Origin of the sequence: Comamonas sp. 23 (assembly GCF_049601575.1) — a bacterium.
Taxonomy (GTDB): Bacteria; Pseudomonadota; Gammaproteobacteria; order Burkholderiales; family Burkholderiaceae_C; genus Comamonas; species Comamonas squillarum.
Genome location: NZ_CP187127.1, coordinates 1836783 through 1861445 on the forward strand (window position 1 = coordinate 1836783; position 24663 = coordinate 1861445).

Genomic DNA, 24663 nt, shown 5'->3' on the forward strand with positions numbered 1-24663 from the left:
GCCAGCCTCTTTCAACGCCAGAAAGCCCTTTGCCATGAACGTCACGCAAGCCATGCAAGAGCGCCGCTCGGTGCGCGCCTTTTTGCCCAAAGCTCCCTCTGCCCAAGCCGTGCATAGCCTGATCGCCGATGCGGCCCAGGCGGCATCGGGCGGCAACCTGCAGCCCTGGCGGGTGGTGGCGCTGGCGGGCCATGCGCTGCATGAACTGACCGATGCCATTGCAGATGCGCAGCCGCTGCCCGAAGGCGGCAACAACTACACCTACCCGCCCAATCTCTGGGAGCCGTATCGCACGCGCCGCTTCAAGAACGGTGAGGACCTGTACAAGACTATCGACATTCCGCGCGAGGACAAGGCCGCGCGCCTGGAGCAGCTGGCCAAAAACGGCCGCTTCTTTGGCGCCCCGGTGGGCCTGCTGGTATTTGCCGACGAGCGCATGGGTTATGCGCAGTGGGTGGACCTGGGCATTTACCTGCAGTCCCTCATGCTGCTGGCCACCGAGCGCGGCCTGGCCACCTGTGCCCAGGGCTACTGGCGCCGCTATGGCGACACAGTGGAGCGGGTGCTCAAGGCGCCAGAGCCTTACCGCGTGGCCTATGGCATTGCGCTGGGCTATGAAGACCTGACGGCGCCGATCAACAGCCTGCGTGCCGACCGCGCACCCTTTGGCGACTGGGCGCAGATGCGCGGGTTTGACTAAAGCGGCTCAACGGCCGAATCAGACCGCGATATAGCGGTCCTTGCGGTGGTTCATCGCGACGATCAGGTTCAGGATCACGGCGCCTGCAATCGACCAGGCGACCGACACGGCCGGAACCAGCCACAGCGCGAACGCCACGATGAGGCAGTCCAGGCCCATCTGCACCTTGCCAGCCGACCAGCCATGGCGCTCCTGCAGGTAGAGCACCAGAATGCCAAAGCCGCCCAGGCTGACCCGGTGGCGGAACAGAATCAAAAAGCCTGTGCCCAGCAGCACACCGCCAAGGATGCCAGCCAGCGGCTGGGACACATAGGAGATGGCCAATAGCGCTGGCAGCAGCTCGGTGAGCCAGGACGTGGCCACTACCGCGATAAAGGTCTTGACCACAAAGGCAGTGCCCATGCGCTTGGCAGCCAGCCAGTAGAACGGCAAATTCAGGCAGAAGAACAGCAGGCCCAGATCGGTGCCGGTGGCGTAGTGCCCCAGCAGCGCAATGCCGGCAATGCCGCCGGTCAGCAGCCCCGCGCTCTTGTACAGCACCAAGGCGGTGGAGATCAGCAAGATGCCGACCGCCATCGCAATGCCATCCTCCAGCCAGGAATGGCCGGATGAGCCGGTCTTGAGCGCCCAGCGGAATTTGTCGGAGGTCAGTTGGCTCACGCGCGCAAAGCCTGCGCTGGCAAAGAGGCGGTATCGGGTCATGGGAAAAGGGCAAGCAAGAGTCCTGCCAGCTTGGGGCGCAGCGCATGCCCCCATTCTGACCAGGCGCAAGCAAAGGGTGAGATAGCCCTCAAATATAGGGCTAACCCTTATCCCTCAAACCCTGCCAAGGATTGGCGCAGCCCGCCTGCAGGCTGCTTTCCCAGTTCAGTCGCTTACTTCCAGATCGGGCACTGGGCCTCTTGCTTGCTGGCAAACAGCGTCTCGCCCGGCAGCGCCTTGATCAGCTTGAACGAATCATGCTTGCCCTTGGACTCCTCAGGCGTCTTGACCTGCAGCAGGTACATGTCGTGCACATAGCGGCCATTGGGCTCGATCTTACCCTTGCCGAACATGTCGTTGAGCGGCATCGATTTGAGCGTCTGCATCACCTTGTCCGCGTCCAGGCTCTGCGCCTTTTCCACGGCCTTGAAGTAGCTCATCGCCGAGGAGTAGTCGGAGGCCTGCAGCGAGGTGGGCATTTTCTTGGTGCGGGCGTAGTAGCGGTCGGTCCAGGCGCGGGCCTCGGGCGAGCGGTCCCAGTACCAGCTGTCGGTGAACATCAGACCACCGGCGAGCTTGAGGCCCAGGCTCTCGACCTCGTTGGCAAACACCATCAGCGCCACGGGCTTCATCTTGGGGGTGATGCCAAACTCGCGCGCGGCCTTGAGCGCGTTCATGAAGTCACCACCGGCATTGGCAAAGCCCAGGATCTCGGCCTTGCTGGCCTGCACCTGCACCAGGTAGGACGAAAAATCGTTCGCATGAAAAGGCGCGCGCACCGATTTGACGATCTGGCCGCCCTGGGCCTGCACCACCTGCGTCACATCGGCTTCCAGGGTGTGGCCAAAGGTGTAGTCGGCTACCAAGAGCGCCCAGGTCTTGGCGCCTTGCTCGGACACTGCACGGCCCGTGCCGCGCGCAATGGCCGTGGTGTCGCTGTTGTAGTGCACCCAGTACGGCGAGCACTGGCTGCCCGTCAGGTTGGAGGAGTAGGCGCCATTGATCAGCAGCACGCGTTTTTTCTCATTGGCCACCTGGCCCATCGCCAGCGCCGTCGCCGTATTGGTGCCGGCAATCAGCAGCTGGACATCCTGGGTGTCGACCCATTCGCGCGATTTGGTCGAGGCGATATCGGCCTTGTTCTGGTGGTCGGCCGACAAGAGCTCAATCGGGCGGCCCAGCAGCTTGCCGCCAAAGTCTTCAATGGCCATCTGGATGGCGGTTGCGCCGCCTTTGCCATCGCCGTCCGAATACTGGCTGGACATATCCGTCAGGAAACCCAGGCGCACCGGCGCTGGGGCCTGTGCCTGGGCCGTTCCGGTGATCGCGCAGCAGGCGAGGGCACAGGCGCTGAGCGTGGGCCGAAAGCGCAGGGAGGTTGGGGTGGGCATATGAGACTCCTTTGTTATGGGTTGCTTTGGTTTTGCAACACCCATGCTAAGAGCAGATGCCAGATGGCGACAGGGTGAAAACGGGCGCAGCCCAGCGCGTTTGTCACCCACGTTACCGGCCCGCCAGACCAGGTAGATATTTGAGAGTTAGATAAATACAAATGCATACCAAATAACACATAGATATTTTTGTCCGCAGGGCATGCTGGCTTGAGAGTGGGGGTGTCAAATTTTTTCATCAGGATGTCACCCGCCGTTGCAACACTTCCGCCTTTCTTTTGGGATCCCTATGCGACGCTTACCCCTTGTGGCCGCCATGGCCTCTTTGCTCATCCTCACCACACAAACCACGACAGCGGCAGACCTGGCCTTGCAGACCCCCGCTGGCCAGGCGCTGGAGGCCAAGCTGGCCTCTGCTGACCCGCAAGGCCAGGTCTATGCCTCGCATGTGTTCAACGACCCGGCAGCGACCAAGCTGCCTGATGGCTGGCGCACCGCAAGCTGGAATAAGGGCACGGTGACTATCGATGCCAGCACCGGCCATCTTCTGATCAACGGCAAGGCCGATAGCACCGCGATGACGGCCGTGCTCTTGCCAGTAGCGCTGGAAAATCTATCCAACTACCGCGTGGATGTGGAGTTCAGCTTCGAGCAGCCCAACAATACCGCTCGCTGGGGTAGCGTGATGTACCGCACCTCGCCCGCTGCCAATACCCCAGCCCACGAGCCTTACTACCAGTTCGCGATTCGCCAGGCGGCTACGGCCAATAACGGCACCGAGTTTGCATTCCGCAAGGCCGGCGCCTGGTCGGTGCAGGGTACCAAGCCGTTCACCGAGGCGATCAGCGCCGCGAAGACCTACACCGCCAGCGTGGTGGTCCATGGCAACCGGGTGCGCCAGTACCTCGATGGCGCCTTGCAGCACGACACCATGCTGAGCGCCGACCTGGCCAAGGGCGGCATCGGCATGCAGACGGCCGGCCTCATCATGCGTGTCAAAAGCATCAAGGTGACCGAGCAGATCACGCCGCTGCCTGAGTTCGATATGCCCGTGGCCGTGCAGGACGCCGGCAGCGCAGCGGCAATGGCACCCACCCTGGTACAGGCGGCCCAAGGCCTGCAATCGCTGGCTGGCACCGGCGCCAGCCATGCGCTGTGGACGCTGGACAGCAGCCTCAATCTGCTTGATGCCAGCGGTGCCAACGTCGGCACGCTGGCGGCCTACTTTGCCCAGTCCAACCGCAACACCATTGCGCTGTTGCGCATCCAGGATGCAGCGACCCTGAACGCGCTGGTGACCTTCTCCGACCAGGTGCACAATCTCGCCGACCTGACCTTGCTGTCCAGCGATGTGGCATTGCTCAAGCAGGCCCGTGTGGCGCTGCCCAAACTGCGCACGGCGGTGGATTTCAGCGAGCGCAAGCTGACCACGTCCAAGGCCGATCTGTTGACCATCGTGGGCGACACCAACCGGGCGGGCGCCAAGATCGCGATCCTGCCCGAGGGCCTGACAACCCGCGCGTTTGTCGCCCATCTGCAGCGCCTGCTGATCACGGTGTGGAGCAATGCCGAGGCCGCAACCCCCGAGCAAGCAGCGAAGGTGCTGGTCAGCGGTGTCAACGGCGTCGTCTCTGCCAACAGCGCCGCCTACGCCGATGTGCTGCGCAAGCTGCCCACCAACACCTTGCTGCGCAAGCCGCTGGTCATCGGCCACCGTGGCATGCCTAGCCGCGAGGACGAAAACACGCTGGAAAGCGCCAAGGCGGCAGTGGCTGCCGGTGCCGATGCCGTGGAAAACGACATCTACATCACCACCGACGACCACCTGGTCATCATGCATGACGACACCGTCAATCGCACCACCAATGGCACGGGCAATGTGGAGGACATGAGCCTCGCGCAGGTCAAGGCGCTGGCCACCAAGACCAAGGGCTACCAGGTGCCCACGATGCGTGAGTACTTCCAGGCGTTCAAGGACAAGCCCATCACCCATGTGATCGAGCTCAAGAGCAGCAACCCGCGCATCATTGCCCAGCTCAAGAAGGAAATGGCCGAAGAGGGGGTGGCCGACCAGTCGGTTGCGATCTCCTTCATTGCCGACCAGCTCAAGCGCAGCGGCGAGCAAATGCCCGAGCTGACCGGCGGCTTCCTCAACAGCATTGCCGACAGCGCAGATGTCCCCGCCAGCGTGCGCAATGTGCTTGAGGCCACCCAGGCCAACTCCTCGACCTTCAACCCCAGCTACACCGCCATTCGTCAAAGCACGATGGAAGCGGCCAAGCACCGGGGCGTGACCTTCTGGCCATGGACCGTGAATACGGCCACTGACTTCTACAAGTACTACAGCTGGGGCACCAACGGCATCACCACCGACCACGCCTACCTGGCCAGCAACTTCCCGGTCGAGATCGCTGCCAAGCCGCAAACGGCCGCACTGGCCTTGAACGAGCCGCTGAGCCTGGGTGTGACCCTGACCACCCAACTGCGTGCGCAAAGCGATGCTACCGCCACCGAGCTGGTGTACCTGGGTGGTACCGCTACGGCAGTGCCCGATGGCAAAGGAGGCCTCAGCTTCAGCAGCGCAGGCACGGCCATCGTCATGCCCGGCTATCGCTACCAGATGGATGCCACCTACAGCTATGTGATCATGGGCCAGCCGCTGACCCTGGTGGTGGGCGATGGCAGCGATGGCGTGGTGGGCACACCCAATGCACCCGCTGCCGGTAATGTGAGCTGCAGCAGCGCAGTGCCCGGCCAGACCAGCACCTGCGCCGTGGTGCCCCAACCGGGCTACCAGCTGGTGGGCCTGGCGGCAGACAGCACCTGCCCGGCTGGCCAATGGAATGCCGACCAAACGGCCTACACCACCGGCACGATTGCAGCGCAGTGCCAAGTGCGTTTTGACTTTGCGGCCAAGCCCGCCAGCGCATCCCTGACCCCCATCGGCAAGGACGGCGAGATGCAAGCCACCGTGCAAGGCGGCGGCACGGGCCTGTGGGCCTTTGATGCCGCGCAGGCGGTTGCCGTAAGCCCGGCAGCGGCCGCGCCCAGTGGTCTGAGCTTTCCGTTTGGCGTCGTCAGCCTGCAGCTGACCGGCGGCCAGCCAGGCCAGAGCGCCACGGTGGAGATGACCTACCCGCAGGCGCTGCCGGCCAATGCCAAGTACTACAAGTTTGGCAAGACCGCCGACAACAACCAGGACCACTGGTATGCCTACCCCAACGCCACGATCAGCGGCAACAAGGTCGTCCTGACTCTCACCGACGGCCAGACCGGCGATGACGACCTGCTGGCCAATGGCGTCATCCGCGATCCGGGTGGTGTGGCCGTGCTCGCCGATGACCCAGGCAACCCTGGCACCCCTGGCGCTACCGCCACCCCCGTGCCTACCTTGGGCCATGCAGCGCTGGCGCTGCTGTCAGGTGGCATGGGCTTGCTGGCCTGGCGCCGCAAGCGCAAGGCGCGGCTCTGATAGCGAGTCTTTGATGGGTAGTTGACCGCCAGTGGCGCCTTCGGGTGCCCTGGCGGTTTTTTCCAAGCGCAGGCATGGAGCAAGCGGTAGAGTGCGTTAGGACACTTCCGATGCGTCGCAAAGTCGGCTAGATTGCTAGCTGATTTTGATGATATGGATCAGATGCAACTTTATTCCTACAAGCTGGATTTCCGAATTTGGCATCCAAGCATTGACCCGCAGATAGTCACCGAGACACTGGGGCTGGAGCCCACGCATTTCTGCATGGCGGGGCAGCCGCGCAAAACGCCCAAGGGGCGTCTTCTTGGTGGCATTCACGCTGAAAGCTATTGGAGCGCCGATCCATTCAAGCGGGGCGAATATATGTCCTCCGACGATGCTGCTGAGGACGCTATTTCTGCAGTGCTTGAGCTGCTGCGTCCACATAAGCATTTTCTGCTTCTATTGCAGGGTCAAGGTGGGCGCTTGGTGTTACAGATCAGCAGCTTCAGCGCGCGCAACTACGCTATCGTGTTGCCGCCCGATTTGCTGATGGAGATGGCCGCGCTTGGCATCAGCTGGGCCCACGATGTGCATCCCTATGCGCAGAGCTGGTAGCGCAATCTTTTGATCGCCGAAGACGGAACTCAAACCACCTGCCCCAGCCCCCGTGCATCCGGCATGCGCGATGCCCAGGCAAACACCGCCATCCCCAGCAGCACCGTCACCGCCAGGCCCAGCGCCAGCAACAGGCCGCTGTGAAAGAGCTGCGGCGCCACGAGGCCCGAGATGATGGTGAAGACCATCATCTGGCTAAAGCCCTGCAGAGACGAGGCCAGGCCGCGCATCTGGGGGAAATGGCCCATGGCTTCCAGGGTCAGGATGGGCATCAGCTGCGAGATGCCAAAGGTGTAGAGCGTGATCGGCAGGACGGCCCAAGGGACGCTGGGCTGTTGCGTCAGGCTGTTGTAGAGCAGGTTGCTGGCGCAGGCGATGAGCAGGCAGGCATAGCCGATGCGTTTTTGCACGGTGGGCGGAATGCGGCGGGCAAAGAGGCTAGAGACGGCCGAGCCCAGCATGGTGCCGGCGATCAGCGGGATGAACAGCCAGCCCAGCGCAGTTTCGTCCTTGCCCAGGATGGTCATCACAAACTCGGCAGCGGAGCTGATGTAGATGGAGTTGGCACCGGCCATCAGCGCCAGGCCGATGAGCATGGTGCGGAATTTGCGGTTGCGCAGCGCCTGCAGGTAGTTGCCGGCAATGACGCGCAGCTTCAAAGGCGTGCGGCGCTCGGGCGGCAGCGTCTCGGGCAGCTGGCGCCAGATCAGCAGTGCCAGCAGCGCGCCAAAGCCCGAGAGGAAATAGAAGCTGTAGCGCCAGCCACCATGGCTTTGCAGCCAGCCGCCCAGCACGGGCGCCAGCGCAGGGGCCAGGCCAAACACCATCATCACCAGCGCCATCATGCGCTGCGCCTCTGCTCCCTGGTGCTGGTCCTGCACCATGGCGCGCACGATGACCATGCCCGAGCCGGCGCACAGGCCCTGCACCAGGCGCATCAGCACCAGCGATTCGATCGAGCCGGCAAAGGCCGCTGCCAGCGAGGTGATGCAATAGCCGATGGCCGAGACCATCAGCACGCGGCGGCGGCCAAAGGTGTCGCTGAGCGTGCCGTAGAACAGCATGGTGCTGGCCATCGCAAAGACGTAGACGCTCAGCGTCTGCTGCACCGCTATCGGCGTGGCGCCAAATTCCTGCCCGATGGCATGGAAAGAGGGCAGGTAGGTATCGATGCCCAGCGGACCAATCATGGTGCACAGGGCAAACAGCAAGGTGAGCGTAACGGGTGACTTTTGCATGGGGCGCTGGGCGCTGCCCTGGGCCGCAATCACAGCAAGCGCTGCCTGGCACTGCGGGGCAAAGGCTTGGATGGAGGAAGAAGCGGGTGGGGGCTAAGGCGCCGAAATGAAGAACCACCGCCTCTCAGAAGAGGGGAGCGGCAAAGTGGCAAGCAAGCATTTAACCAAAAAATGCCGCAGCCTGTGCCAGCTGGCGGCGCCGCCGCAAAGAGCTGGGACATTGGCCGGCTGCAATGCAAAGAGCGCGAAACTGTGTACACATTTCGCGCTCTGGGCGGGGTATCGGCGTTGTTGAGCGTTTAGCCCGCGCTGGGGCGCTCGGCGCCCTTGGGGCGAAATGCCTTGCAGACCGCTTCATCGGTCTGCAGATAGGGGCCGCCAATCAGGTCCACGCAGTAGGGCACGGCAGCAAAGATGCCGGGCACCTGCTGCTGGCCATCGGCGTCCTTGAGCCCCTCCAAGGTCTGGGCAATCGCCTTGGGCTGGCCGGGCAGGTTGATGACCAGGCTGCTGCCCCGGATGACGGCCACCTGGCGCGACAAAATCGCGGTGGGCACAAACTGCAGGCTGATCTGGCGCATTTGCTCGCCAAAGCCGGGCATCACCTTGTCGGCCACGGCCAGGGTCGCTTCGGGCGTCACATCGCGCGGCGCGGGGCCGGTGCCGCCGGTGGTCAGCACCAGCGCGCAGCCCGCGTCCACCAGCTCGATGAGGGTCTGGCTGATCAGTGCCTCTTCGTCGGCAATCAGGCGGGTCTCGTACTGCAGCGGGTTGCGCAGCGCGCGGCCCAGCCAGTCCTGCAGCGCAGGAAGGCCCTTGTCTTCGTAAACGCCGGTGCTGGCGCGGTCGCTGATGGAGACCAGGCCAATCTTGACGCTGTCGTAGGTGTTGCTCATGGCCTTATCCCTTGCGCTGCCATCAGGCCTGGTCATCGTCGTCATCGCCGTCTTCGGGCGCATCGGCGCTGCTGCGGCTGGCGCTGTGGGCGGCCATCACATGGTCGCGCACCAGCTGGAACAGCTCACGGTAGGCGCGGCCCTTGCGGGGCGCCTGGCCGGTCGATTCCTGCACATTGGCCTCATGGGCGCCGGGCATGTCCTTGCGGGCCTGGCGCACCAGCGAGCGCAGCTGCTGAATGTCGGTATCGGGAGCCTCGTTGATCCACTGGGCGACGGCATCGTCGCTGACGATCATGCGGTCGCGCCACTGCTCGGCCGCATGCAGCAGAGCCTTTTCCAGGCTGGAGCCTTCCTTTTGCTCGGACAGTGCGGCATTGATGGCGGCAACTTCGCTGTCTTCGAGCTTGCGCATCAGCTTGCCGATGTACTGCATCTGGCGGCGCTTGCCCTCGAAATTGGTGATGCGCTTGGCTTCGGCCAACGCGTTGGCCAGAATCTCGGGCAAATCCAGGCGCTTGAAGAGATCGCTGCGCAAGGTCAGCAGCTCTTTGCCCAGGTCTTGCAGCTCATCCATCTCCTTTTTCAGGTCGGATTTGCTCGACTCGGTCGTGCCTTTGAGCTCGGCCTTGAGTTCGATATCGAGCTCGCTGCCTTCGGCCACGAACTTGCCGCGAACGAAATAGCCTTTTTTGGGTTTGCGTGACATGGTTAAATGCTTTTGTTCAAAAGGCCATCGCCCGGCGCAGTGCCTGGGCGATGGCGGTTATCAGTATCATAGCGGGCAGTATGAATAAATCCGTATCCAGCTCTAACAGCCAAGGCGATGCCAAGGCTGAGTCCGGCTTCAGCTACAGCCGCGCATTTTTCAAAGATCTCGTCGAGCAGGCGCTCTTGCATGCCAAAAAACTGGGGGCCAGCGACGCCGGGGCCGACGCCTCCGAAGGCTCCGGTCTGTCGGTGAGTGTGCGCAAAGGCGAGCTGGAGACGGTGGAGCGCAACCGGGACAAATCACTGGGGGTGACGGTCTATCTGGGCAAACGCCGTGGCAACGCCAGCACGTCTGATTTCTCTGCCCAAGCAGTGCAGCGCACCGTGCAGGCGGCCTATGACATTGCACGCTTCACCGCCGAGGACCCTATCGCAGGTCTGCCCGACGCAGCCGACATTGTGCCAGCAGCCGAGCACCGTGCGCTCGAGCTATTCCATCCTTGGGCCATTGACAGCGAAGCGGCGGCCCAATTGGCGCTGCAATGCGAGGCAGCGGCCTTTGCCACCGACAAGCGCATCACCAACAGCGAAGGCGCCGGTGTCTCGGCCCAGCAAAGCCATTTCTACAGCGCCCATACCAATGGTTTTGCCGGCGGCTATGCCAGCTCGCGCCACAGCCTGTCGGTCGCGCCGATTGCCGGCAAGGGTGCTGACATGCAGCGCGATGCCTGGTACAGCAGCATGCGCCGTGCGGGCGACCTGGCCGATCCGGCCGTCGTGGGCCGCTACGCTGCCGAACGGGCGCTGTCGCGCCTGGGCGCACGCAAGATTGCCACCACCGAATGCCCGGTGCTGTTCGATGCACCGCTGGCTGCCGGCCTGGTGGGCTCGCTGGTGCAGGCCATCAGCGGTGGCGCGCTCTACCGCCGCAGCTCCTTCTTGCTGCATTCGCTGGGCAAGAAGGTGTTCCCCAAGCACATCCAGCTGATCGAAGACCCGTTCATCATCGGCGGCAAGGGCAGCGCGCCTTATGACGACGAAGGCGTGCGCGTGGCCAAGCGCTCGGTGATCGAGGACGGCAAGGTGGCCGGTTATTTCCTGTCCACCTATTCGGCCCGCAAGCTGAGCATGCGCACCACCGGCAATGCCGGCGGTGCCCACAACCTGCATTTCTACTCGACCAAGACGCGCCCTTCGGACGACCTCAATGCCATGCTGCAAAAGCTGGGCACGGGCCTGTTTGTGATCGAGCTGATGGGCCAGGGCGTGAACCCGGTCACCGGCGACTACTCGCGCGGCGCCAGCGGCTTCTGGGTCGAAAACGGCCAGATCGCCTTCCCGGTCGAGGAGATCACGATTGCCGGCAACCTCAAGGACATGTTCAAGGGCATCGAGGCCGTGGGTGCCGACGAGTACAACGCCGGCTCCAAGACCTTGGGCAGCATCTTGGTCAACCGCATGAAGGTGGCAGGGTCCTGATCCCGCGCCTTTCAATAGCTTCCAGCCCGCTCAGAGCCATCCAATCCAGGGGCGGCGGGCGGGTTTTATTTTTTTGAGTGAGCAGCTGGCCAAGGCTGGCCAGCGCCGTAAGGAGTGGGCTGTGTTTACCGGCATTATTCAGGCAGTGGCGCGCATCAGCGCGATCGACGACCAACCGGGGCTGCGGAGCTTTACCGTGGCCTTTCCCGAGGGCTTTTGTGAAGACCTGGCGATAGGAGCGAGTGTCTCGCACGACGGCGTGTGCCTCACGGTGACCGAGCTGCTGGACGCCAGCCATGCCCGCTTTGATGTGATGCAGCAAAGCCTGAACATCACCACCTTGGGCGCGCTGGAACTGGGCTCGCCGGTGAATGTGGAGCGCGCAGCCAAGGATGGCGCCGAGATTGGCGGCCACCCGCTGTCGGGCCATGTGGACTTTACCGGCACCCTGGCGCAGGTGCGCCAGTTCGACAACAACCATGTGATGCGCGTGGCGGTACCCGAGGCTTTTCGCCGCTATGTGTTTGCCAAGGGCTATATCGCCATCAATGGCGCCAGCCTGACCGTTGCTGAGGTGAATCGCCAGGAAGGCTGGTTCGAGGTCTGGCTGATTCCCGAGACCTTGCGCATGACCGTGTTTGGCGACAAGCGCGCTGGTGACCGCCTGAACATCGAGATCGAGCGCAGCACCCAGGTCGTCGTCGACACCGTTCGCGAAGCGGTGGACGAGAGCCTGGGCCAACTCAAGCCCCTGCTCGAAGCGCTGCTGCGCGAAAAGGGCTTGAGTCTGGACGACCTGGTCACGTCGCCGCAGTTGCCCAAGGCTTAGTGCCCAAGGCTCGAATCAACGGGTTGCCACGATAAAGATTCGCGGGAACGGCAGCAGCACCGTGCCGCTGGGCAGCGCCGGGTAGGCCTGGCGGATGGCGGCCAGGTAGTCGGCCAGGAACTGCGTCTTCTCCGGTGCATCGAGCTGCGCCAAGAACGGGCGCAGCGCCGAGCCCTTGAACCATTCCACCACCGCCTCGTGGTTGGCCAGCGGGTGCATATAGGTGGTGCGCCAGGCATCGACTCGGCGGCACAGCGGCTGCAGCAGCGCGTAGTACCAGTCCAGGCTGTGGCGGTCCGGGTGGCGCACCGCACCGATGCGCGAGGCCCAGGGGCCTTGCGCGGCCACCTCGCGCGCCAGCACATGGGCGGGCTCTTGCAGGTTGTCGGGCGTCTGCACCGCCAGGCTGCCGCCAGCGCGCAGTTGCTGCAGCAACTGCGGGTAGAGGCGGGCATGGTCGGGCAGCCACTGCAGGCTGGCATTGGCCAGGATCACATCGACGGCCAGCGCTGCCTGCCAGTGGCCAATGTCGGCCAGCGCAAACGGCGTCTGCGGCAGGCGCTCGCGCGCGGCGCGCAGCATGTCCTCGTCATTGTCCAGGCCGGTCACGGCCGCTTCGGTGTAGCGCGCCTGCAGCACCTCGGTGGAGTTGCCGGGGCCGCAGCCCAGGTCGATCGCGGTCTGCACCTCGGTGTTCGGAATGGCGGCTACCAGATCGCGCACGGGACGGGTGCGTTCGGCTTCAAACTGGCTGTAATGCTGGGCGGACCAGGTCATGGGGTTCTCCTTGTGTGGTGCTGGGCACTGTAGTGCGCTTTACCCATGCTGACAAATACGCTATAAAAACCTTATCCATACTTTTGAGGTATTGCTGGATGGAGCTGAGACATTTGAAGGCCCTGGTCTGCATTGCCGAATGTGGCAACCTGACCCGGGCTGCGCAGCAGCTGGGCATGCAGCAGCCGCCGCTGACGCGCTTGCTGCAGCAGTTGGAGGCGGAGATGGGCACGCCGTTGATGGAGCGGCTGCCCCGAGGCATGCGGCCCACCGCGGCTGGCCTGGCGCTGGTGCATGAAGCGCGCATGGTGCTGGCCCGGGTGGAGGCCATGGCCGGCCTGGTGCAGGATGCCGCCCAGGGCGGGCTCGGCCATGTGGCCATTGGCTTTACCAGCTCGGCAGCGCTCCACCCCTTGGTGGCACAGGTGCTGCGGGCCTTTAGGGCCCAGTGGCCGCGCGTGAAGGTCACCCTGGAGGAGGCGGGCTCGGGCGAGCTGCTCGAGGCGCTGCTGGCGCAGCGCCTGCATGCCGCGCTGGTGCGCTCGGCCTGGGAGGCGCAGCCCAGCCTCAGCAGCCGCCTTTTGCTCAGTGAGCCGATGGTGGTGGCCGGGCCGGCCGGGCATGCGCTGATGCAGTCCAAACGCGCCTTGCCGCTGGCGCAGCTGCGGGGCCAGCCGCTGGTGCTGTACAAGCGGCCTGCGGGCCCCGGCCTGCACGATGGCATTGTGGCCGCCTGCGTGGGCGCGGGCTTTCATCCGCAGGTGGTGCAAGAGGCCCCGCGCCTGACCGCCACCCTGAGCCTGGTGGCCGCAGGCCTGGGCCTGAGCATTGTGCCGGCCTCGCTGCAGCAGCTGCGCGGCGACGGGCTGGCCTACCGGCGGCTGAGTGCTGCGCCCGGCCTGGCGGCGCCGCTGATCCTCGTCAGCCAGCGCCGCCCTGAGGCCCAGGCCCGTGTGCTGCTCCAGCACCTGGGCAGCATTCTTGACCAGGAGCTGGCCCAGCAGCGCGCACGCAAGGGAGTGGCCTGAGATGCAAAAACGCGTCATGCCGTCGATGATGGCGCTGCAGTGCTTTGAGGCCGTGGCGCGCCACATGAGCTTTACCTTGGCGGCCCAGGATTTGTTCTTGACCCAGAGCGCGATCAGCAAGCAGATCGCCCAGCTCGAAGCCACCGTCTGCCAGGCGCTGTTCCACCGCTCGGCGCGCGGGCTGGCACTGACGCCGGCCGGCCGCATGTACCTGGGCGAGGTGCGCAGCATCCTGAACCAGGTCGATGCCTCGGCCCGCTATGTGATGGGCTATGGCGAGGCGGACGAAACGCTGGCGATTGCCGTGCAGCCCACCTTTGGCATCACCTGGTTGATTCCGCGCCTGCGGCAATTCATGCAGGCCTACCCGCATATCCAGGTTGTCACCAAGGGCGATGCCCGGCCTTTTGACCTGATGCAGGCGCGCATCGACGTCTCGCTGTTCTATGGCGAAGGCAGCCTGCCGGGTGCGGACTGCCACCGCCTGTTCGAGGCCGATGTGGCAGTCGTTTGTGCGCCAGAGATCCTGCCCGTTAATGGCCTGGCGTCGCTCGCTGAGCTGGAGCAGCTGCCGCTGATCCAGTGCTCCTTTCGGCCCGAGATCTGGCGCGACTGGTTTGGTAGCCAGGGCTTTGTGCCGTTCGATGCCTACCGGGGCCCGCGCTTTGACACTTTCTCGATGTGCCTGCAGGCCGCGCAAGAAGGCATTGGCTTGGCCATCATGCCGCGCATGTTTGCCGAGCAGGCGCTGGCCCGGGGCAGCCTGGTGCAGCCCTGGCCCTTTGTGCAGCCCAGCGATGGCGCCTACTATGTGGCGCACGCCAGCCACTGCGCGGCCTTGCCCAAGATCCGCCATTTTGTCGATTGGGTGCTGGCGCAGGCGCATGCCAGCGCGCCCTCTGCATGAAATTTTGGAATAGCCCGATCATTTAATTTCGTTTGCCCAGCAGCCCGGCCTTGCGAACAATGCGTGGTTCAACAAGAACAACGACGGAGACTGCGCACATGGCCGCGCTGCACCACTACCTCTCGATTGCCGATCTGGAACGCGCTGCCCGCTGGCGCTTGCCTGCTTGTGTGCGCGGCTATGTCTGCGGCGGCACGGAAGACGGCGTATCGCTGCAGCAAAGCCTGCAGGCCTTCTCGCGCCTTGGCTTTGTGCCGCGTGGCCTGCGCCATGTGGCCCGGCGCAGCACGGCCACCACCTTGTGGGGCCAGACCTATTCGCTGCCGATGGGCTTTGCGCCCACCGGCTTTGCTGCCATCGTGATGAAGGACTGCGACGCGGCGCTGGCCAAGGTGGCGCAGGCACAGGCGCTGCCCTTCATCATCAGCGGCGCATCGACCGTGCCCTTGGAGCAACTGCAAAGCGCCCATGGCCAGCGCTGCTGGTACCAAGCCTACCTGCCGGGCAATATGGCGCGCATCCTGCCGCTGCTGCAGCGCCTCGAAAAGGCCCAGATCCCCGTGCTGGTGGTCACCATCGACACCTGCGTGGGCGCCAACCGCGAGAACCTGCAGCGCCTGCGCTTTACCGTGCCGTTTCGCCCCAGCTGGACCTTGTTGCTCGACGGACTGCGCCACCCGCGCTGGAGCTGCGATGTGTTCCTGCGCACGGTCCTCAGCCAGGGCGTGCCCCGGTTCGCCAACCTGGCCCATGAGGCGGGGCCGGCCATCACTGCCGACCCGCCCCATGGCTTTCGGGGCGAGCGCGACCAGCTCGACTGGGACTGCATAGACCAGATACGCGCAGCCTGGAAGGGCAAGCTGGTGCTCAAGGGTGTCATGCACCCGGAGGACGCCAGGCTCGCCGTGGCCCATGGCGCCGATGCGGTCATCGTCTCCACCCATGGCGGGCGCCAGCTCGATGCCTGCATCTCCCCCTTGCAGGCGCTGCCCGAGATTCGGCAGGCCGTGCCTGCCGGCTACCCGGTGTTCATCGACGGCGGCTTTCGCCGGGGCAGCGATGTGCTCAAGGCCATCGCGCTGGGCGCTGACCTGGTCTTCACCGGCCGGCCCCAGCTGTTTGGTGCGGCCGTGGCCGGCGAGGCGGGCATTGCGCACGCGGTGCAGCTGTTCCGCCAGGAGCTGATGACCAACCTGGCGCTGCTGGGTGTCAACCGCCCGCAGGAGCTGACAGCGGACTATTTGCGCATTCAGGGCGATTTTTCGCTGCCCCCCAGTCAGCGTTAAACGCGCTGCACCCATTTGCCATCAAGGAGACAAAAATGATGAAACCAAGCAAGGCCGTACTGGCCCTGGCCGCTGCATGGGCCGTGATGCCTGCAGCACATGCACAAACTGCTGGCTACCCCAGCAAGCCCGTCAAACTGGTCGTGGGCTATGCGCCCGGCGGTGCCACCGATATTGGTGCGCGGCTGATGGCGGACGCGCTGGGCAAGGACCTGGGCCAGTCCTTCATCGTCGAAAACCGCCCAGGCGCCAACAGCAATATCGGTGCCGAATATGTGGTGCGTGCGCCAGCCGATGGCTATACCTTGTTTGTGGGATCCATCTCCACGGCGATTAACCAGGGCCTCTACACCAAGCTGGCCTTTGATGCCGGCAAGGACCTGGTACCGGTGGCCCAGCTCAATGTGGTGCCCAATATTCTGGCCGTGAGCGCCAAGCTGCCGGTCAACTCGGTGGCCGAGTACATCGCCTATGGCAAGCAGCACCCGGACAAGCTGACCTGCGCGTCGCCCGGCAGTGGCTCGTCGGCCCATCTGGGCTGCGAGCTGTTCAAGCTCAAGACGGGGACCAGCATCCTGCATGTGCCCTACCGGGGCAGCGGCCCGGCGGTGTCGGACCTGCTGGGCGGGCAGGTGGATTCGATGATGGACAACCTGCCGCCGCTGCTCGCGCAGATCCGCGCCGGCAAGCTCAAGGGCCTGGCGGTGACGACTGCAGAGCGCGTGGGTTTCGCCTCGGATATCCCGACCGTCGCCGAGTCCGGCGTGCCCGGCTTTGAGGTCGCCGCCTGGTTTGGCGTGTTTGCGCCCGCCGGTACACCGGCCCAGGTGGTGGAGACCGTCAACAAGGCCATCAACCGCGCGCTGAATGCCAACCCCGATGTGCGGGCCAAGTACCAGAGCAATGGCTTTATGCTGCCGCCGGCGCCCAATTCCCCCGCCAGCTTTCAGCGCTTCTTTAACAGCGAGATCAAGCGCTGGGCTGAAGTGGCGCAGGCCACCAAGCTGAAGATCGACTGATGCCGATACAGCCTTAACGCGCGTTGGCTGCCAGCCGCGTGGGCAGCAGCAGCGATACGCCAGCGGCCAGCACCAGCAGCACGGCGGCGGCGCCAAAGGCAATCCAGTGGGTGCCGAACTGCTCATAGGCCCAGCCGCCCAGCCAGCTGCTGATCATGGCGCCAATCTGGTGGCCCAGGTAGGCGCAGCCGTAGAGCATGCCCACCAGCTTGATGCCGTAGAGGTCGCCCAAAATGGCCGAAGACGCGGCAATCGAGCCGGCCCAGACAATGCCGCCCAGGGCGGCCACGGCATAGAGCTGCCAGTGGTGGATGACGGCGACCAGCCCGACAAAGCCCAGGCCCCGCACCAGGTAGATGACGGCCAGGATGTAGCGGCGCGGCACCATGTCCGACAGCTTGCCCAGACCCAAGGTGCTGAAGATGGCGACCAGGCCAATGAGGCCAATGCCGCCGGCGCTGCTGCCGGCATCAAAGCCATGGTCCATCAGCATGGGCACGCCATGCGTGCCCAGCAGGTTCATGCTGAAGCCGCAGGCAAACAGGCCCAGAAAGATCTGCCAGAAAGGCGCAGTGGCCACGGCCTGCGCAAAACCCAAGGTGGGCGCGGCGGGCTGGCCGGCCATGGCGCGCAGGCGCTCCTGGCGGGCAGCTTGTTCGGCCGGGGTCAGGTCGGTGTGCTCGGGCGCGTCATCGCGCACCACCCACAGCGCCATGGCGCTGACGATCAGCGCAAACACCAGCGCAAAGCCCAGCAGGGTGTGCTGCCAGCCCCAGCGCGCAATCGTGAAAGTGAAGACCGGCGTCATCACCGCAATACCGGCCATCGAGCCGGTGGACAGAAAGAACAGCGCCATGCCGCGCTGGCGCATGAACCAGCTGCTGATCATTGGCGTGACCGCTACCGGGCTGGTGAAGGCCAGGCCCAGCGACAGCGCCACGCCATAGGACCAGAAAAACAGCCAGGCCGTGCGGGCGTTGACCGCCCAGATGCAGGACAGCACCACGATGACGGTGCCCAGCAGCAGCACCCGCCGCGTGCCCTGGCGCGCCACCAGCCAGCCTGCCAGCGGCATGCCCAGGCCATAGCACAGCATGCCAAAGGCAACGATGGATGACAGCAGGCTGCGGCTGAACCCCAGGTCCTGCGACAGCGGCACGATAAAGGGCCCGATCCCCATGCGCATGCCCACGGTGAGCAAGGTGAGCACCGTGGACGCGGCGACGATCACCCAGCCGAAATACAGGCCGGACGGTGGGGTGGGGCCTGGAGGCAGGGAGGTATTGAGCGCTGTCATGTCGCGGGGGCCGCGAGGCGCCCGTCAAGGGGCCTGCGCAACAAGGATGTAGTAGGGCCGATGATAGGCCGGGGCGCAACAGAGGCAAGCGGGGCGCGCGGCTGGATGTCGCGCTGGCGGCAGGCGGGCCAGCGCGCGGGTCAGCGCTGTGCGGCGGGGGCGCCTGCCGTATCGGGCAGCAGCATCAACAAAGTGCGGTTGTAGTCTTCCACCACCATCAGCTGGCCGGCATGGTTCAGTGCCAGGCCCGTGGGGCGGCCCAGGGGCCGGGTCTTGCCGTCGGCCGTCCAGTGGCCCAGCCATTCGATGGGCTTGCCGCCGGGTTTGCCGTCTTTCTGGCGCGCAAAGCCCACGACGCGGTGGCCTTGGGGCCCATGCCAGGCGGCCAGCAACTGGCCTTGGAAGGGGCTGGCCTGCGTGGTGGCCAGCAGGTGCAGCGGGGCGGTATGGGCGGGCCAGCGCATATGCGGCGCCTGGGTGGCGGCGCAGCGCGCGCGTTGCTCGTAGCCGCGCGCCGGGCGCTGAGCGCCTATGCAGTAAGGCCAGCCATAGTCGGCGCCTTCCAGCAGCTCGTTGAGCTCTTCGGGCGGCTCGTTCTTGTCGCGGTAGTCGATGTTGTTTTCGGCCTGCCACAGGCTGCCAGCAGCGGGGCCGTCGGGCAGGGTGGCCAGGGCCACGGAATTGCGCAGGCCCAGCGCAAAGGGTGCGAACTGCTGCACCGGCGCTTGTCCTTGCAGCGCAGGGCTGCGCAGAACCGCACGCCATACGGCGCCCCGAAACTGCATCGCCCCGCGCTCGGGGCAGGGATGGGGCAGGGCGCCTTGCGCGTCCTGGCAGCGGTCTGTGAGCGAGCCGATGTTGACGTAAAGGCTGCCATCAGGCCCGAACGTGATTTCCTTGAGCGGGTGGGCGCCGTCGTCGGGCAGCTGGTCCAGCACCTTTTGCGCCTGGATCGGTTGGCCGGCGGCCGGCACCGGCGTGCGCCAGATGCGGCCGGCCTCGCCGATGTAGATCTGGGCATCGGGCCCGCGTACCAGGGCGAGGGGCCGGTCGAGCTTGTCGGCGAGGACCTGGACCTGGGGGCGCTGTGTGGCGGCGGCCGAGGGCGCAGGCAGGCGCAGCTCCAGCAGCCGGCCCTGGCGCGGCATCCAGCTGCCCATGTCGATGATCCACAGGCGCCCGGGGCTGATCTCCAGCACCCGGCGCGGGGCGCGCAGGCCGTCGCGTTCATCGGCTAACAGGGCCACGCAGGTGCCGGCCGGGCTGCCGATGCTGACTCTGTCATAGCCGCCGCAGCGGCCCTGGGGCGTATAGCCCCGGGCATGCGCCAGCGGCGCCCAGGCCAGCAGGGCGCTGGCCAGCGCAGCGAGCGCCGCCTGGGCTGGCAGGCGTTCAGGCCAGCACTTGTGCAATCGCCTTGCCCACGTCCGGGGTCTTGGCCTGGCCGCCCAGGTCGGGCGTGCGCGGGCCGCTCAGAATGGTCTGGCTGATCGCATCGACGATGGCGTCATGCGCGCTGCGCCAGGCGCCCTGGCCGTTGCCCAGGAAGTCGAGCATCAGCGCCACCGACCAGATCATCGCAATGGGGTTGGCAATGTTCTGGCCGTAGATGTCGGGCGCCGAGCCATGCACCGGCTCGAACAGCGAGGGGAAGTTGCGCTCAGGATTCAGGTTGGCAGAGGGCGCGAGGCCGATGGTGCCGGTGGTGGCCGGGCCCAGGTCGCTCAGGATGTCGCCAAACAGGTTGGTGGCAGCGACCACATCGAAGCGGCCGGGCTGCAGCACAAAGCGGGCGGTCAGGATGTCGATGTGCTGCTTGTCCAGCACCACGTCCGGGTAGTTCTGGGCCATGGCTTCGGCACATTTGTCCCACCAGGGCATGCTGATCGCAATGCCGTTGGACTTGGTGGCCAGCGTCACATGCTTTTTGCTGCGGCTTTGGGCCAGGTCAAAGGCGAACTTGAGCAAACGGTCAGCGCCCTTGCGGGTGAAGACGGCCTCTTGCAGCACCATCTCGCGGTCGGTGCCTTCGAACATGATGCCGCCCAGCGCGGTGTACTCGCCCTCGGTGTTCTCGCGCACCACGTAGTAGTCGATATCGCCGGGCTTGCGGCCAGCCAGCGGGCAGGGCACGCCGTCAAACAAACGCACCGGGCGCAGGTTGATGTACTGGTCGAACTCGCGGCGGAATTTGAGCAGCGAGCCCCAGAGCGAGACATGGTCGGGCACGGTTGCTGGCCAGCCGACGGCGCCGAACAGGATCGCGTCAAAGCCTTGCAGCTGCGCTTTCCAGTCGTCGGGCATCATCTGGCCGTGGGCGGCAAAGTAGTCGCAATGCGCCCAGTCAAAGTGCTGCATCTCCAGCGGCAGGTCAAAGCGCTTGGCGGCGGCTTCCAGCACGCGGATGCCTTCGGGCATCACTTCCTTGCCAATGCCGTCGCCCGCCAATACCGCGATACGTAGTTTCTTGCTCATGCTGGTCCTGAAATCCTGGTGAATAGGGATGTTGGCCGCCCGGGCGACTGGCCGCGCTCGCAAAGGCCATCGCTGGGCTCTACAATCGCTCGTCCTTGCACCTGGGTGCCGGGGCTGGGGTGTCTGGATGGGCATCCTAGCGCTGTTGGAGCAGCTGCGCAGCATGGTGCGAGACAGCTTGCACCGCCGGCGCCCCATTTTGCCGCCTGCCGTGTCGCCTTTTCCTTTTCCCCCTGAATCCCTGGCCGTCCTGGCCGCCGCCTGCTGGGCGCTGGCCGCGCTGTTCTCTGCCCCCGTAGCACGCAAGATGGGCGCCTTTGCCTTTACCCGCTGGCGCATGGTGTTCGCCACCGTGATGCTGGGCGGCTGGGCCAGCTTGGCGGGCACCTGGGGAAGCCTGAATTTGGCGCTGGTGGGCGTGCTGGTGCTGTCGGGCTTTATCGGTATCTTCATTGGCGACACGGTGCTGTTTGCCTGCATGAACCGGCTGGGCCCGCGCCGCTCGGGCATTTTGTTTGCCACCCATTCGATGATGTCGGCCGTGTTGGCGGCGCTCTTTTTGGGCGAGCGCATGGGCGCGGTGGCCATGCTGGGCTGCGCGCTGGTGCTGAGTGGCGTGATGTGCGCCATTGCCTTTGGCAAGCGCGCCGGTAGCGCATCGAGCCTGGAGGCCACGCGCGGCCGGCTGGCGGTGGGCGTGGGCCTGGGGCTGATCGCAGCCCTGGGCCAGGCGCTGGGCACCTTGGTGGTCAAGCCGGTGATGGGCCCCGATGTGGACCCGGTGGCCGCATCGGCCGTGCGCATGGCGGCCGGCTTTGGCTTTCATGCGCTGCTGCTGCTCGTGGGTTGGAAGCCGGCGCGCCTGACTGCCGTGATGGCGCCGCGCGACTGGCAATTGCTGGCGGGCAGCGCCTTTTTGTCGATGGCCATGGGCATGACCTTGATCCTCGCCGCCCTCAAGTACGGCAGCGCCGGGCTGGTGGGCATGCTGTCCTCTGTCTCGCCCATCCTGCTGCTGCCGCTGTTGTGGTGGAAGACCAAGGTGCCGCCCACCTTGGGGGCCATGGCCGGCGCGCTGCTGACCGTGGCCGGCGTGGTGCTGATCCTGGCGCGGCTGCACTGACCGAAGCGCCCCGCGCGCCTGCGCTAGAAGGACGTACCCAGACCCAACTTCATGCCCCGGCGGTCCATCGTGCGCAGCGCCAGCAAGGAGTTTTTCTGCGTGCTGCTGTCATCGGGCAGCACATCGCTGCGCGCCAGCTCACCGGCCTGCAAGGCCTTGCCCGATCCCGTATCGGCCTGCAGCACAAAGCGGTAGTCCTTGAGGTAGACACTGCCCCGGCCGGAGATCGTGAAGGTCTCCACGCAGCGCACCTGGCCGGTCGAGGGGTTCAGAAAACTGCAGCGCACGCCGCCGCCGGCCGTGGTGGCGGCAGTGCCATCGACCTGGGTCAGCGCCACATGGGCGGTTTCCTTGTTCGTCGTGTCGTGGAAGGTCCAGTGGCCCAGCAGGCTGGCCGGGTCTGGCGCGACGGGCGCAAACTGGAAGCGCTCGATGGCGACGGCTCCTTCACCCGGAAAGCGGATATGGCCGCGTGTGGGCGAGCTGAAATCCAGGAACACCTCGCCGGCCGTGGAGGCCTCAGTGCCACTGAGCGGGCCGCTGCCAAAGTAGCGGCCGCCCTGGTAACTCTTGAGTGGGGCGCTGGCCTGGCCACTGGCAAAGGCGCCGACACCCAGGTGGAAGGTGGCATTGCCATCGGCCTGGTAGTTGTAGACCTGCATGACCAGCGTGCCGGTCTGCACATCGATGGCCATGCCGCGCCCGGGCTGGCCATTTTTCTCGCCTGTCACGATCCAGGTGCCGCTGGCGGGGACCGGCGTGGTGTCGCTGAACACCAGCGAGTCATAGCCATCCGGGCTAAGCATGCGCTGGCCCACCAACTGGTAGCTGCTGCCGTCCAACTGCGCCGAGCCGCTCAACTGGTGCAGCACCGTCTGGAACTGCAGCCTGACGGCGGGCGTGGCACTGCCATTGCTGCAGTTAAAGCCTTGCAAGGTGGCGCTGTAGCTGCAGGAGACCTGGATCTGGGTGCCATTGGGCAGCGCCATGGCCATCGCGGGGCCGGTGCTGGTGTCCAGCCCGCTGAGCGCAATGGCCGAATACACCGCCTTGCCGCTGCTGTCTTGCATGGACATGAGCCAGTACGCGGAGGGCAGCGCAGAAGCCGGGGTGTTCTCAAACCGAAAGCGCTGGATCGCTACCGTGGGCTCGCCGGGGAAGCGCAGCTGGGCTTGCGTGGCGCTGGTGAACTCGATGCGCACCTCGCCCGCATCGCCATCCTCCACACCTGACAGCGGCCCGCTGCCGAAATAGCGCCCGCCCCGGTAGCTTTTGAGTGGGGCCGCCACCTGGTTGCCGTCTATGCTGCCGACGGCCAGGTGGAAGGTGGCCGTGCCATTGGCCCGGTAGTTGTAGACCTGCATGACCAGCACGCCATCTTGCACATCGATGGCCATGCCCCGGCCAGGCTTGCCATCTTGCTCGGCGCTGACGATCCAGGTGCCGGGTAGCGGCGTGAAATCGCTGGCGGCCTGCGCCGGCGGGTTGGCCGCCAAGGCGATCGTGCCGGCCAGCACCGCAGAGCGAAACAGGGGGCTGCGCTGCAGCCAAGGGTGAACCGTAGGGGACATGCTTCACTCCTGCTAGCCGGGATGGCTACGGTGCCCATATTGCTACAAATGTTTACGCCGTGTGGGAGTGGTTGATGGTGGTAAGTGGTTAATCACTTTTTATGAGGGGATAGAAAAAAGCCAGGTGATGCGCGGCATTACCTGGCTCTGGGGCGGGCTAAGCGCTGATGGGCGGCCCACCAGCTCAGCCAGCGCGGCTTACTTGATCAAACGCACGGCGCCCGACATGCTGACCGACACCGTGGTGTAGCCCGGCTCCAGGCCCACGGGGGCGCTGCTGTCTTCCATCTTGCTCATCATGGCCACGCCCCGGCCCATGCGTGGCATCGGCTGGCTGGTACCACTTTGGTTCAGGTGGATGGTGTCGTACTCGTACTGCGCATAGCCCATGGCATTGGCGGTGACCTTGGCCTTGGCGTTGAAGTTCTTGACGGCTTCGGCGATCAGCTGGTCCTGCGCCTTGTTGCGAGCGGCATCGGACAGGCGAAAGCCCGAGCCGGTCAGGCGGGCCTTGTCCATCAGTGCGGCCATCGTCTGGCCCAGCACGGCGGTGTCCGTCGACTCCAGCTGCACATTGAACTGGGTGCGCCAGCTGGTGACCTTGCCATCCTTGTTGTAGACGGGGCTGGTGAACAGGTTCTCGGTCGTGACCTGCAGGGTCTGGGACTTCTTGGCGGTGGCCAGCACATCGGCCAGCGCGGTCTTGCCCAGCTGCTGGGCCTGGGCCTGGTCCTTGGATTCCTTCTCGACGCTGAACTGGGCCCAGGCGGTGTCTTCCGGCACGCGGGTGGTCGCTTCGGCATCCAGGTTCAGGCTGGGGCGTTTGTCGATGTTGGAAGCGGCAGGAGCAGGGTTTTGGGCCATGGCAGTGGAAGCTACAAAAGGGGTGGCGGCAATCAGGGCGGCGGTTGCCAGCATGCGCATTTTTTTCATCAGATTCTCCTGGTTCAAAACAGTCGCGAAGGGCATGCCGCCAAAAGAGCGGGCCCAGGTCACCGGGCTTGGAGTGCCAGGCGGGCTGCAAGTTTCAGCAGCCCCCACATGCCGTATCGGAGACCAAGCTTATCCCCAAGTGCCGCGACAAAGAGCCACAGCGTAGGCGGCGGCAGGCCGGAGCCTTGTAGGACGGGCTGCCGCAATCGCCCTGGTTCATCGATATTCACAT

21 protein-coding genes are annotated in these 24663 nt (G+C 65.0%); 10 read left to right on the plus strand and 11 right to left on the minus strand.

Annotation, left to right across the window (positions count from 1 at the left end):
* The first annotated feature begins 34 nt into the window (after positions 1–34).
* On the plus strand, positions 35–700 hold the full coding sequence (locus ACPEE1_RS08285; RefSeq protein WP_116925920.1) for a nitroreductase: 666 nt from the start codon (positions 35–37) through the stop codon (positions 698–700).
* Between the two features lie 18 nt (positions 701–718).
* On the opposite strand, the gene ACPEE1_RS08290 is transcribed toward ACPEE1_RS08285, so the two are convergent.
* Together ACPEE1_RS08290 and ACPEE1_RS08295 are read right to left on the minus strand one after the other, a co-directional pair.
* The gene (locus ACPEE1_RS08290) at positions 719–1402 is read right to left on the minus strand and encodes a YitT family protein (RefSeq protein ID WP_116925921.1); all 684 of its coding nucleotides are present in this window, start codon (positions 1400–1402) and stop codon (positions 719–721) included.
* Positions 1403–1575: 173 nt separating this feature from the next.
* A complete protein-coding gene (locus ACPEE1_RS08295) occupies positions 1576–2793 on the minus strand; it encodes an ABC transporter substrate-binding protein (protein WP_182342865.1) in 1218 nt (405 codons plus the stop codon).
* A gap of 316 nt (positions 2794–3109) precedes the next feature.
* Here ACPEE1_RS08295 and ACPEE1_RS08300 point away from each other — a divergent pair, with 316 nt between their 5' ends.
* Positions 3110–6265, plus strand: a complete 3156-nt coding sequence (locus ACPEE1_RS08300; protein ID WP_423935911.1) for an IPTL-CTERM sorting domain-containing protein — start codon at positions 3110–3112, stop codon at positions 6263–6265.
* Between the two features lie 162 nt (positions 6266–6427).
* Positions 6428–6862 (plus strand): DUF4279 domain-containing protein, encoded by a 435-nt coding sequence (locus ACPEE1_RS08305; RefSeq protein WP_182342861.1) that lies wholly within the window; start codon positions 6428–6430, stop codon positions 6860–6862.
* A 29-nt stretch (positions 6863–6891) separates the two neighbouring features.
* Here ACPEE1_RS08305 and ACPEE1_RS08310 read toward each other — a convergent pair whose 3' ends face one another.
* The 3 genes from ACPEE1_RS08310 to yjgA form a co-directional block, all read right to left on the minus strand.
* Positions 6892–8100 carry a multidrug effflux MFS transporter gene (locus tag ACPEE1_RS08310; protein WP_182342859.1) on the minus strand — a complete coding sequence of 403 codons (1209 nt, stop codon included), beginning with the start codon at positions 8098–8100 and terminating at the stop codon, positions 6892–6894.
* Positions 8101–8399: 299 nt separating this feature from the next.
* Complete coding sequence (gene mog, locus ACPEE1_RS08315) at positions 8400–8996, minus strand: molybdopterin adenylyltransferase (RefSeq protein WP_116925924.1); 597 nt, start codon at positions 8994–8996, stop codon at positions 8400–8402.
* Between the two features lie 22 nt (positions 8997–9018).
* On the minus strand, positions 9019–9705 hold the full coding sequence (gene yjgA, locus ACPEE1_RS08320) for a ribosome biogenesis factor YjgA (protein WP_116925925.1): 687 nt from the start codon (positions 9703–9705) through the stop codon (positions 9019–9021).
* 80 nt (positions 9706–9785) lie between these two features.
* Here yjgA and pmbA point away from each other — a divergent pair, with 80 nt between their 5' ends.
* Positions 9786–11186 carry a metalloprotease PmbA gene (gene pmbA / locus ACPEE1_RS08325; protein WP_182342857.1) on the plus strand — a complete coding sequence of 467 codons (1401 nt, stop codon included), beginning with the start codon at positions 9786–9788 and terminating at the stop codon, positions 11184–11186.
* 121 nt (positions 11187–11307) lie between these two features.
* Positions 11308–12015, plus strand: a complete 708-nt coding sequence (locus ACPEE1_RS08330) for a riboflavin synthase subunit alpha (protein WP_182342855.1) — start codon at positions 11308–11310, stop codon at positions 12013–12015.
* A gap of 15 nt (positions 12016–12030) precedes the next feature.
* On the opposite strand, the gene tam is transcribed toward ACPEE1_RS08330, so the two are convergent.
* The gene (gene tam, locus ACPEE1_RS08335; RefSeq protein ID WP_182342853.1) at positions 12031–12792 is read right to left on the minus strand and encodes a trans-aconitate 2-methyltransferase; all 762 of its coding nucleotides are present in this window, start codon (positions 12790–12792) and stop codon (positions 12031–12033) included.
* Between the two features lie 98 nt (positions 12793–12890).
* Here tam and ACPEE1_RS08340 point away from each other — a divergent pair, with 98 nt between their 5' ends.
* The 4 genes from ACPEE1_RS08340 (at position 12891) to ACPEE1_RS08355 (ending at position 17032) form a co-directional block, all read left to right on the plus strand.
* On the plus strand, positions 12891–13820 hold the full coding sequence (locus ACPEE1_RS08340) for a LysR family transcriptional regulator (protein ID WP_423935915.1): 930 nt from the start codon (positions 12891–12893) through the stop codon (positions 13818–13820).
* Position 13821: 1 nt separating this feature from the next.
* Positions 13822–14727 carry a LysR substrate-binding domain-containing protein gene (locus ACPEE1_RS08345; protein ID WP_182342848.1) on the plus strand — a complete coding sequence of 302 codons (906 nt, stop codon included), beginning with the start codon at positions 13822–13824 and terminating at the stop codon, positions 14725–14727.
* 98 nt (positions 14728–14825) lie between these two features.
* Positions 14826–16013 carry an alpha-hydroxy acid oxidase gene (locus ACPEE1_RS08350; protein WP_182342846.1) on the plus strand — a complete coding sequence of 396 codons (1188 nt, stop codon included), beginning with the start codon at positions 14826–14828 and terminating at the stop codon, positions 16011–16013.
* Between the two features lie 35 nt (positions 16014–16048).
* A complete protein-coding gene (locus tag ACPEE1_RS08355; protein ID WP_420093963.1) occupies positions 16049–17032 on the plus strand; it encodes a Bug family tripartite tricarboxylate transporter substrate binding protein in 984 nt (327 codons plus the stop codon).
* 13 nt (positions 17033–17045) lie between these two features.
* Here ACPEE1_RS08355 and ACPEE1_RS08360 read toward each other — a convergent pair whose 3' ends face one another.
* The 3 genes from ACPEE1_RS08360 to ACPEE1_RS08370 all read right to left on the minus strand — a co-directional run bounded on the left by ACPEE1_RS08360 (position 17046) and on the right by ACPEE1_RS08370 (position 20804).
* On the minus strand, positions 17046–18329 hold the full coding sequence (locus ACPEE1_RS08360) for an MFS transporter (protein ID WP_182342844.1): 1284 nt from the start codon (positions 18327–18329) through the stop codon (positions 17046–17048).
* A 140-nt stretch (positions 18330–18469) separates the two neighbouring features.
* Entirely contained in the window at positions 18470–19741 is a 1272-nt protein-coding gene (locus ACPEE1_RS08365; RefSeq protein ID WP_232539396.1) for a PQQ-dependent sugar dehydrogenase, read from the minus strand.
* The gene (locus ACPEE1_RS08370) at positions 19722–20804 is read right to left on the minus strand and encodes a tartrate dehydrogenase (RefSeq protein ID WP_116925931.1); all 1083 of its coding nucleotides are present in this window, start codon (positions 20802–20804) and stop codon (positions 19722–19724) included. The genes ACPEE1_RS08365 and ACPEE1_RS08370 overlap by 20 nt, the downstream gene beginning before the upstream one ends.
* 211 nt (positions 20805–21015) lie before the next feature.
* Between ACPEE1_RS08370 and ACPEE1_RS08375 the strand changes: the two genes are divergently transcribed.
* Positions 21016–21927: a DMT family transporter gene (locus ACPEE1_RS08375; RefSeq protein ID WP_243419321.1), complete on the plus strand. Its 912-nt coding sequence runs from the start codon at positions 21016–21018 to the stop codon at positions 21925–21927.
* Between the two features lie 23 nt (positions 21928–21950).
* Here ACPEE1_RS08375 and ACPEE1_RS08380 read toward each other — a convergent pair whose 3' ends face one another.
* Together ACPEE1_RS08380 and ACPEE1_RS08385 are read right to left on the minus strand one after the other, a co-directional pair.
* The gene (locus ACPEE1_RS08380) at positions 21951–23498 is read right to left on the minus strand and encodes a hypothetical protein (RefSeq protein ID WP_423935919.1); all 1548 of its coding nucleotides are present in this window, start codon (positions 23496–23498) and stop codon (positions 21951–21953) included.
* Positions 23499–23696: 198 nt separating this feature from the next.
* Positions 23697–24431 (minus strand): SIMPL domain-containing protein, encoded by a 735-nt coding sequence (locus ACPEE1_RS08385; protein WP_165841181.1) that lies wholly within the window; start codon positions 24429–24431, stop codon positions 23697–23699.
* Positions 24432–24663: the final 232 nt, after the last annotated feature.

Bases quoted from the DNA above. Each gene is read 5' to 3' on its own strand.
- ACPEE1_RS08285 (WP_116925920.1), top strand. From the start codon at position 35: ATGAACGTCACGCAAGCCATGCAAGAGCGCCGCTCGGTGCGCGCCTTT.
- ACPEE1_RS08290 (WP_116925921.1), bottom strand. From the start codon at position 1,402: ATGACCCGATACCGCCTCTTTGCCAGCGCAGGCTTTGCGCGCGTGAGC.
- ACPEE1_RS08295 (WP_182342865.1), bottom strand. From the start codon at position 2,793: ATGCCCACCCCAACCTCCCTGCGCTTTCGGCCCACGCTCAGCGCCTGT.
- ACPEE1_RS08300 (WP_423935911.1), top strand. From the start codon at position 3,110: ATGGCCTCTTTGCTCATCCTCACCACACAAACCACGACAGCGGCAGAC.
- ACPEE1_RS08305 (WP_182342861.1), top strand. From the start codon at position 6,428: ATGCAACTTTATTCCTACAAGCTGGATTTCCGAATTTGGCATCCAAGC.
- ACPEE1_RS08310 (WP_182342859.1), bottom strand. From the start codon at position 8,100: ATGCAAAAGTCACCCGTTACGCTCACCTTGCTGTTTGCCCTGTGCACC.
- mog (WP_116925924.1), bottom strand. From the start codon at position 8,996: ATGAGCAACACCTACGACAGCGTCAAGATTGGCCTGGTCTCCATCAGC.
- yjgA (WP_116925925.1), bottom strand. From the start codon at position 9,705: ATGTCACGCAAACCCAAAAAAGGCTATTTCGTTCGCGGCAAGTTCGTG.
- pmbA (WP_182342857.1), top strand. From the start codon at position 9,786: ATGAATAAATCCGTATCCAGCTCTAACAGCCAAGGCGATGCCAAGGCT.
- tam (WP_182342853.1), bottom strand. From the start codon at position 12,792: ATGACCTGGTCCGCCCAGCATTACAGCCAGTTTGAAGCCGAACGCACC.
- ACPEE1_RS08340 (WP_423935915.1), top strand. From the start codon at position 12,891: ATGGAGCTGAGACATTTGAAGGCCCTGGTCTGCATTGCCGAATGTGGC.
- ACPEE1_RS08345 (WP_182342848.1), top strand. From the start codon at position 13,822: ATGCAAAAACGCGTCATGCCGTCGATGATGGCGCTGCAGTGCTTTGAG.
- ACPEE1_RS08350 (WP_182342846.1), top strand. From the start codon at position 14,826: ATGGCCGCGCTGCACCACTACCTCTCGATTGCCGATCTGGAACGCGCT.
- ACPEE1_RS08355 (WP_420093963.1), top strand. From the start codon at position 16,049: ATGATGAAACCAAGCAAGGCCGTACTGGCCCTGGCCGCTGCATGGGCC.
- ACPEE1_RS08360 (WP_182342844.1), bottom strand. From the start codon at position 18,329: ATGACAGCGCTCAATACCTCCCTGCCTCCAGGCCCCACCCCACCGTCC.
- ACPEE1_RS08370 (WP_116925931.1), bottom strand. From the start codon at position 20,804: ATGAGCAAGAAACTACGTATCGCGGTATTGGCGGGCGACGGCATTGGC.
- ACPEE1_RS08380 (WP_423935919.1), bottom strand. From the start codon at position 23,498: ATGTCCCCTACGGTTCACCCTTGGCTGCAGCGCAGCCCCCTGTTTCGC.
- ACPEE1_RS08385 (WP_165841181.1), bottom strand. From the start codon at position 24,431: ATGAAAAAAATGCGCATGCTGGCAACCGCCGCCCTGATTGCCGCCACC.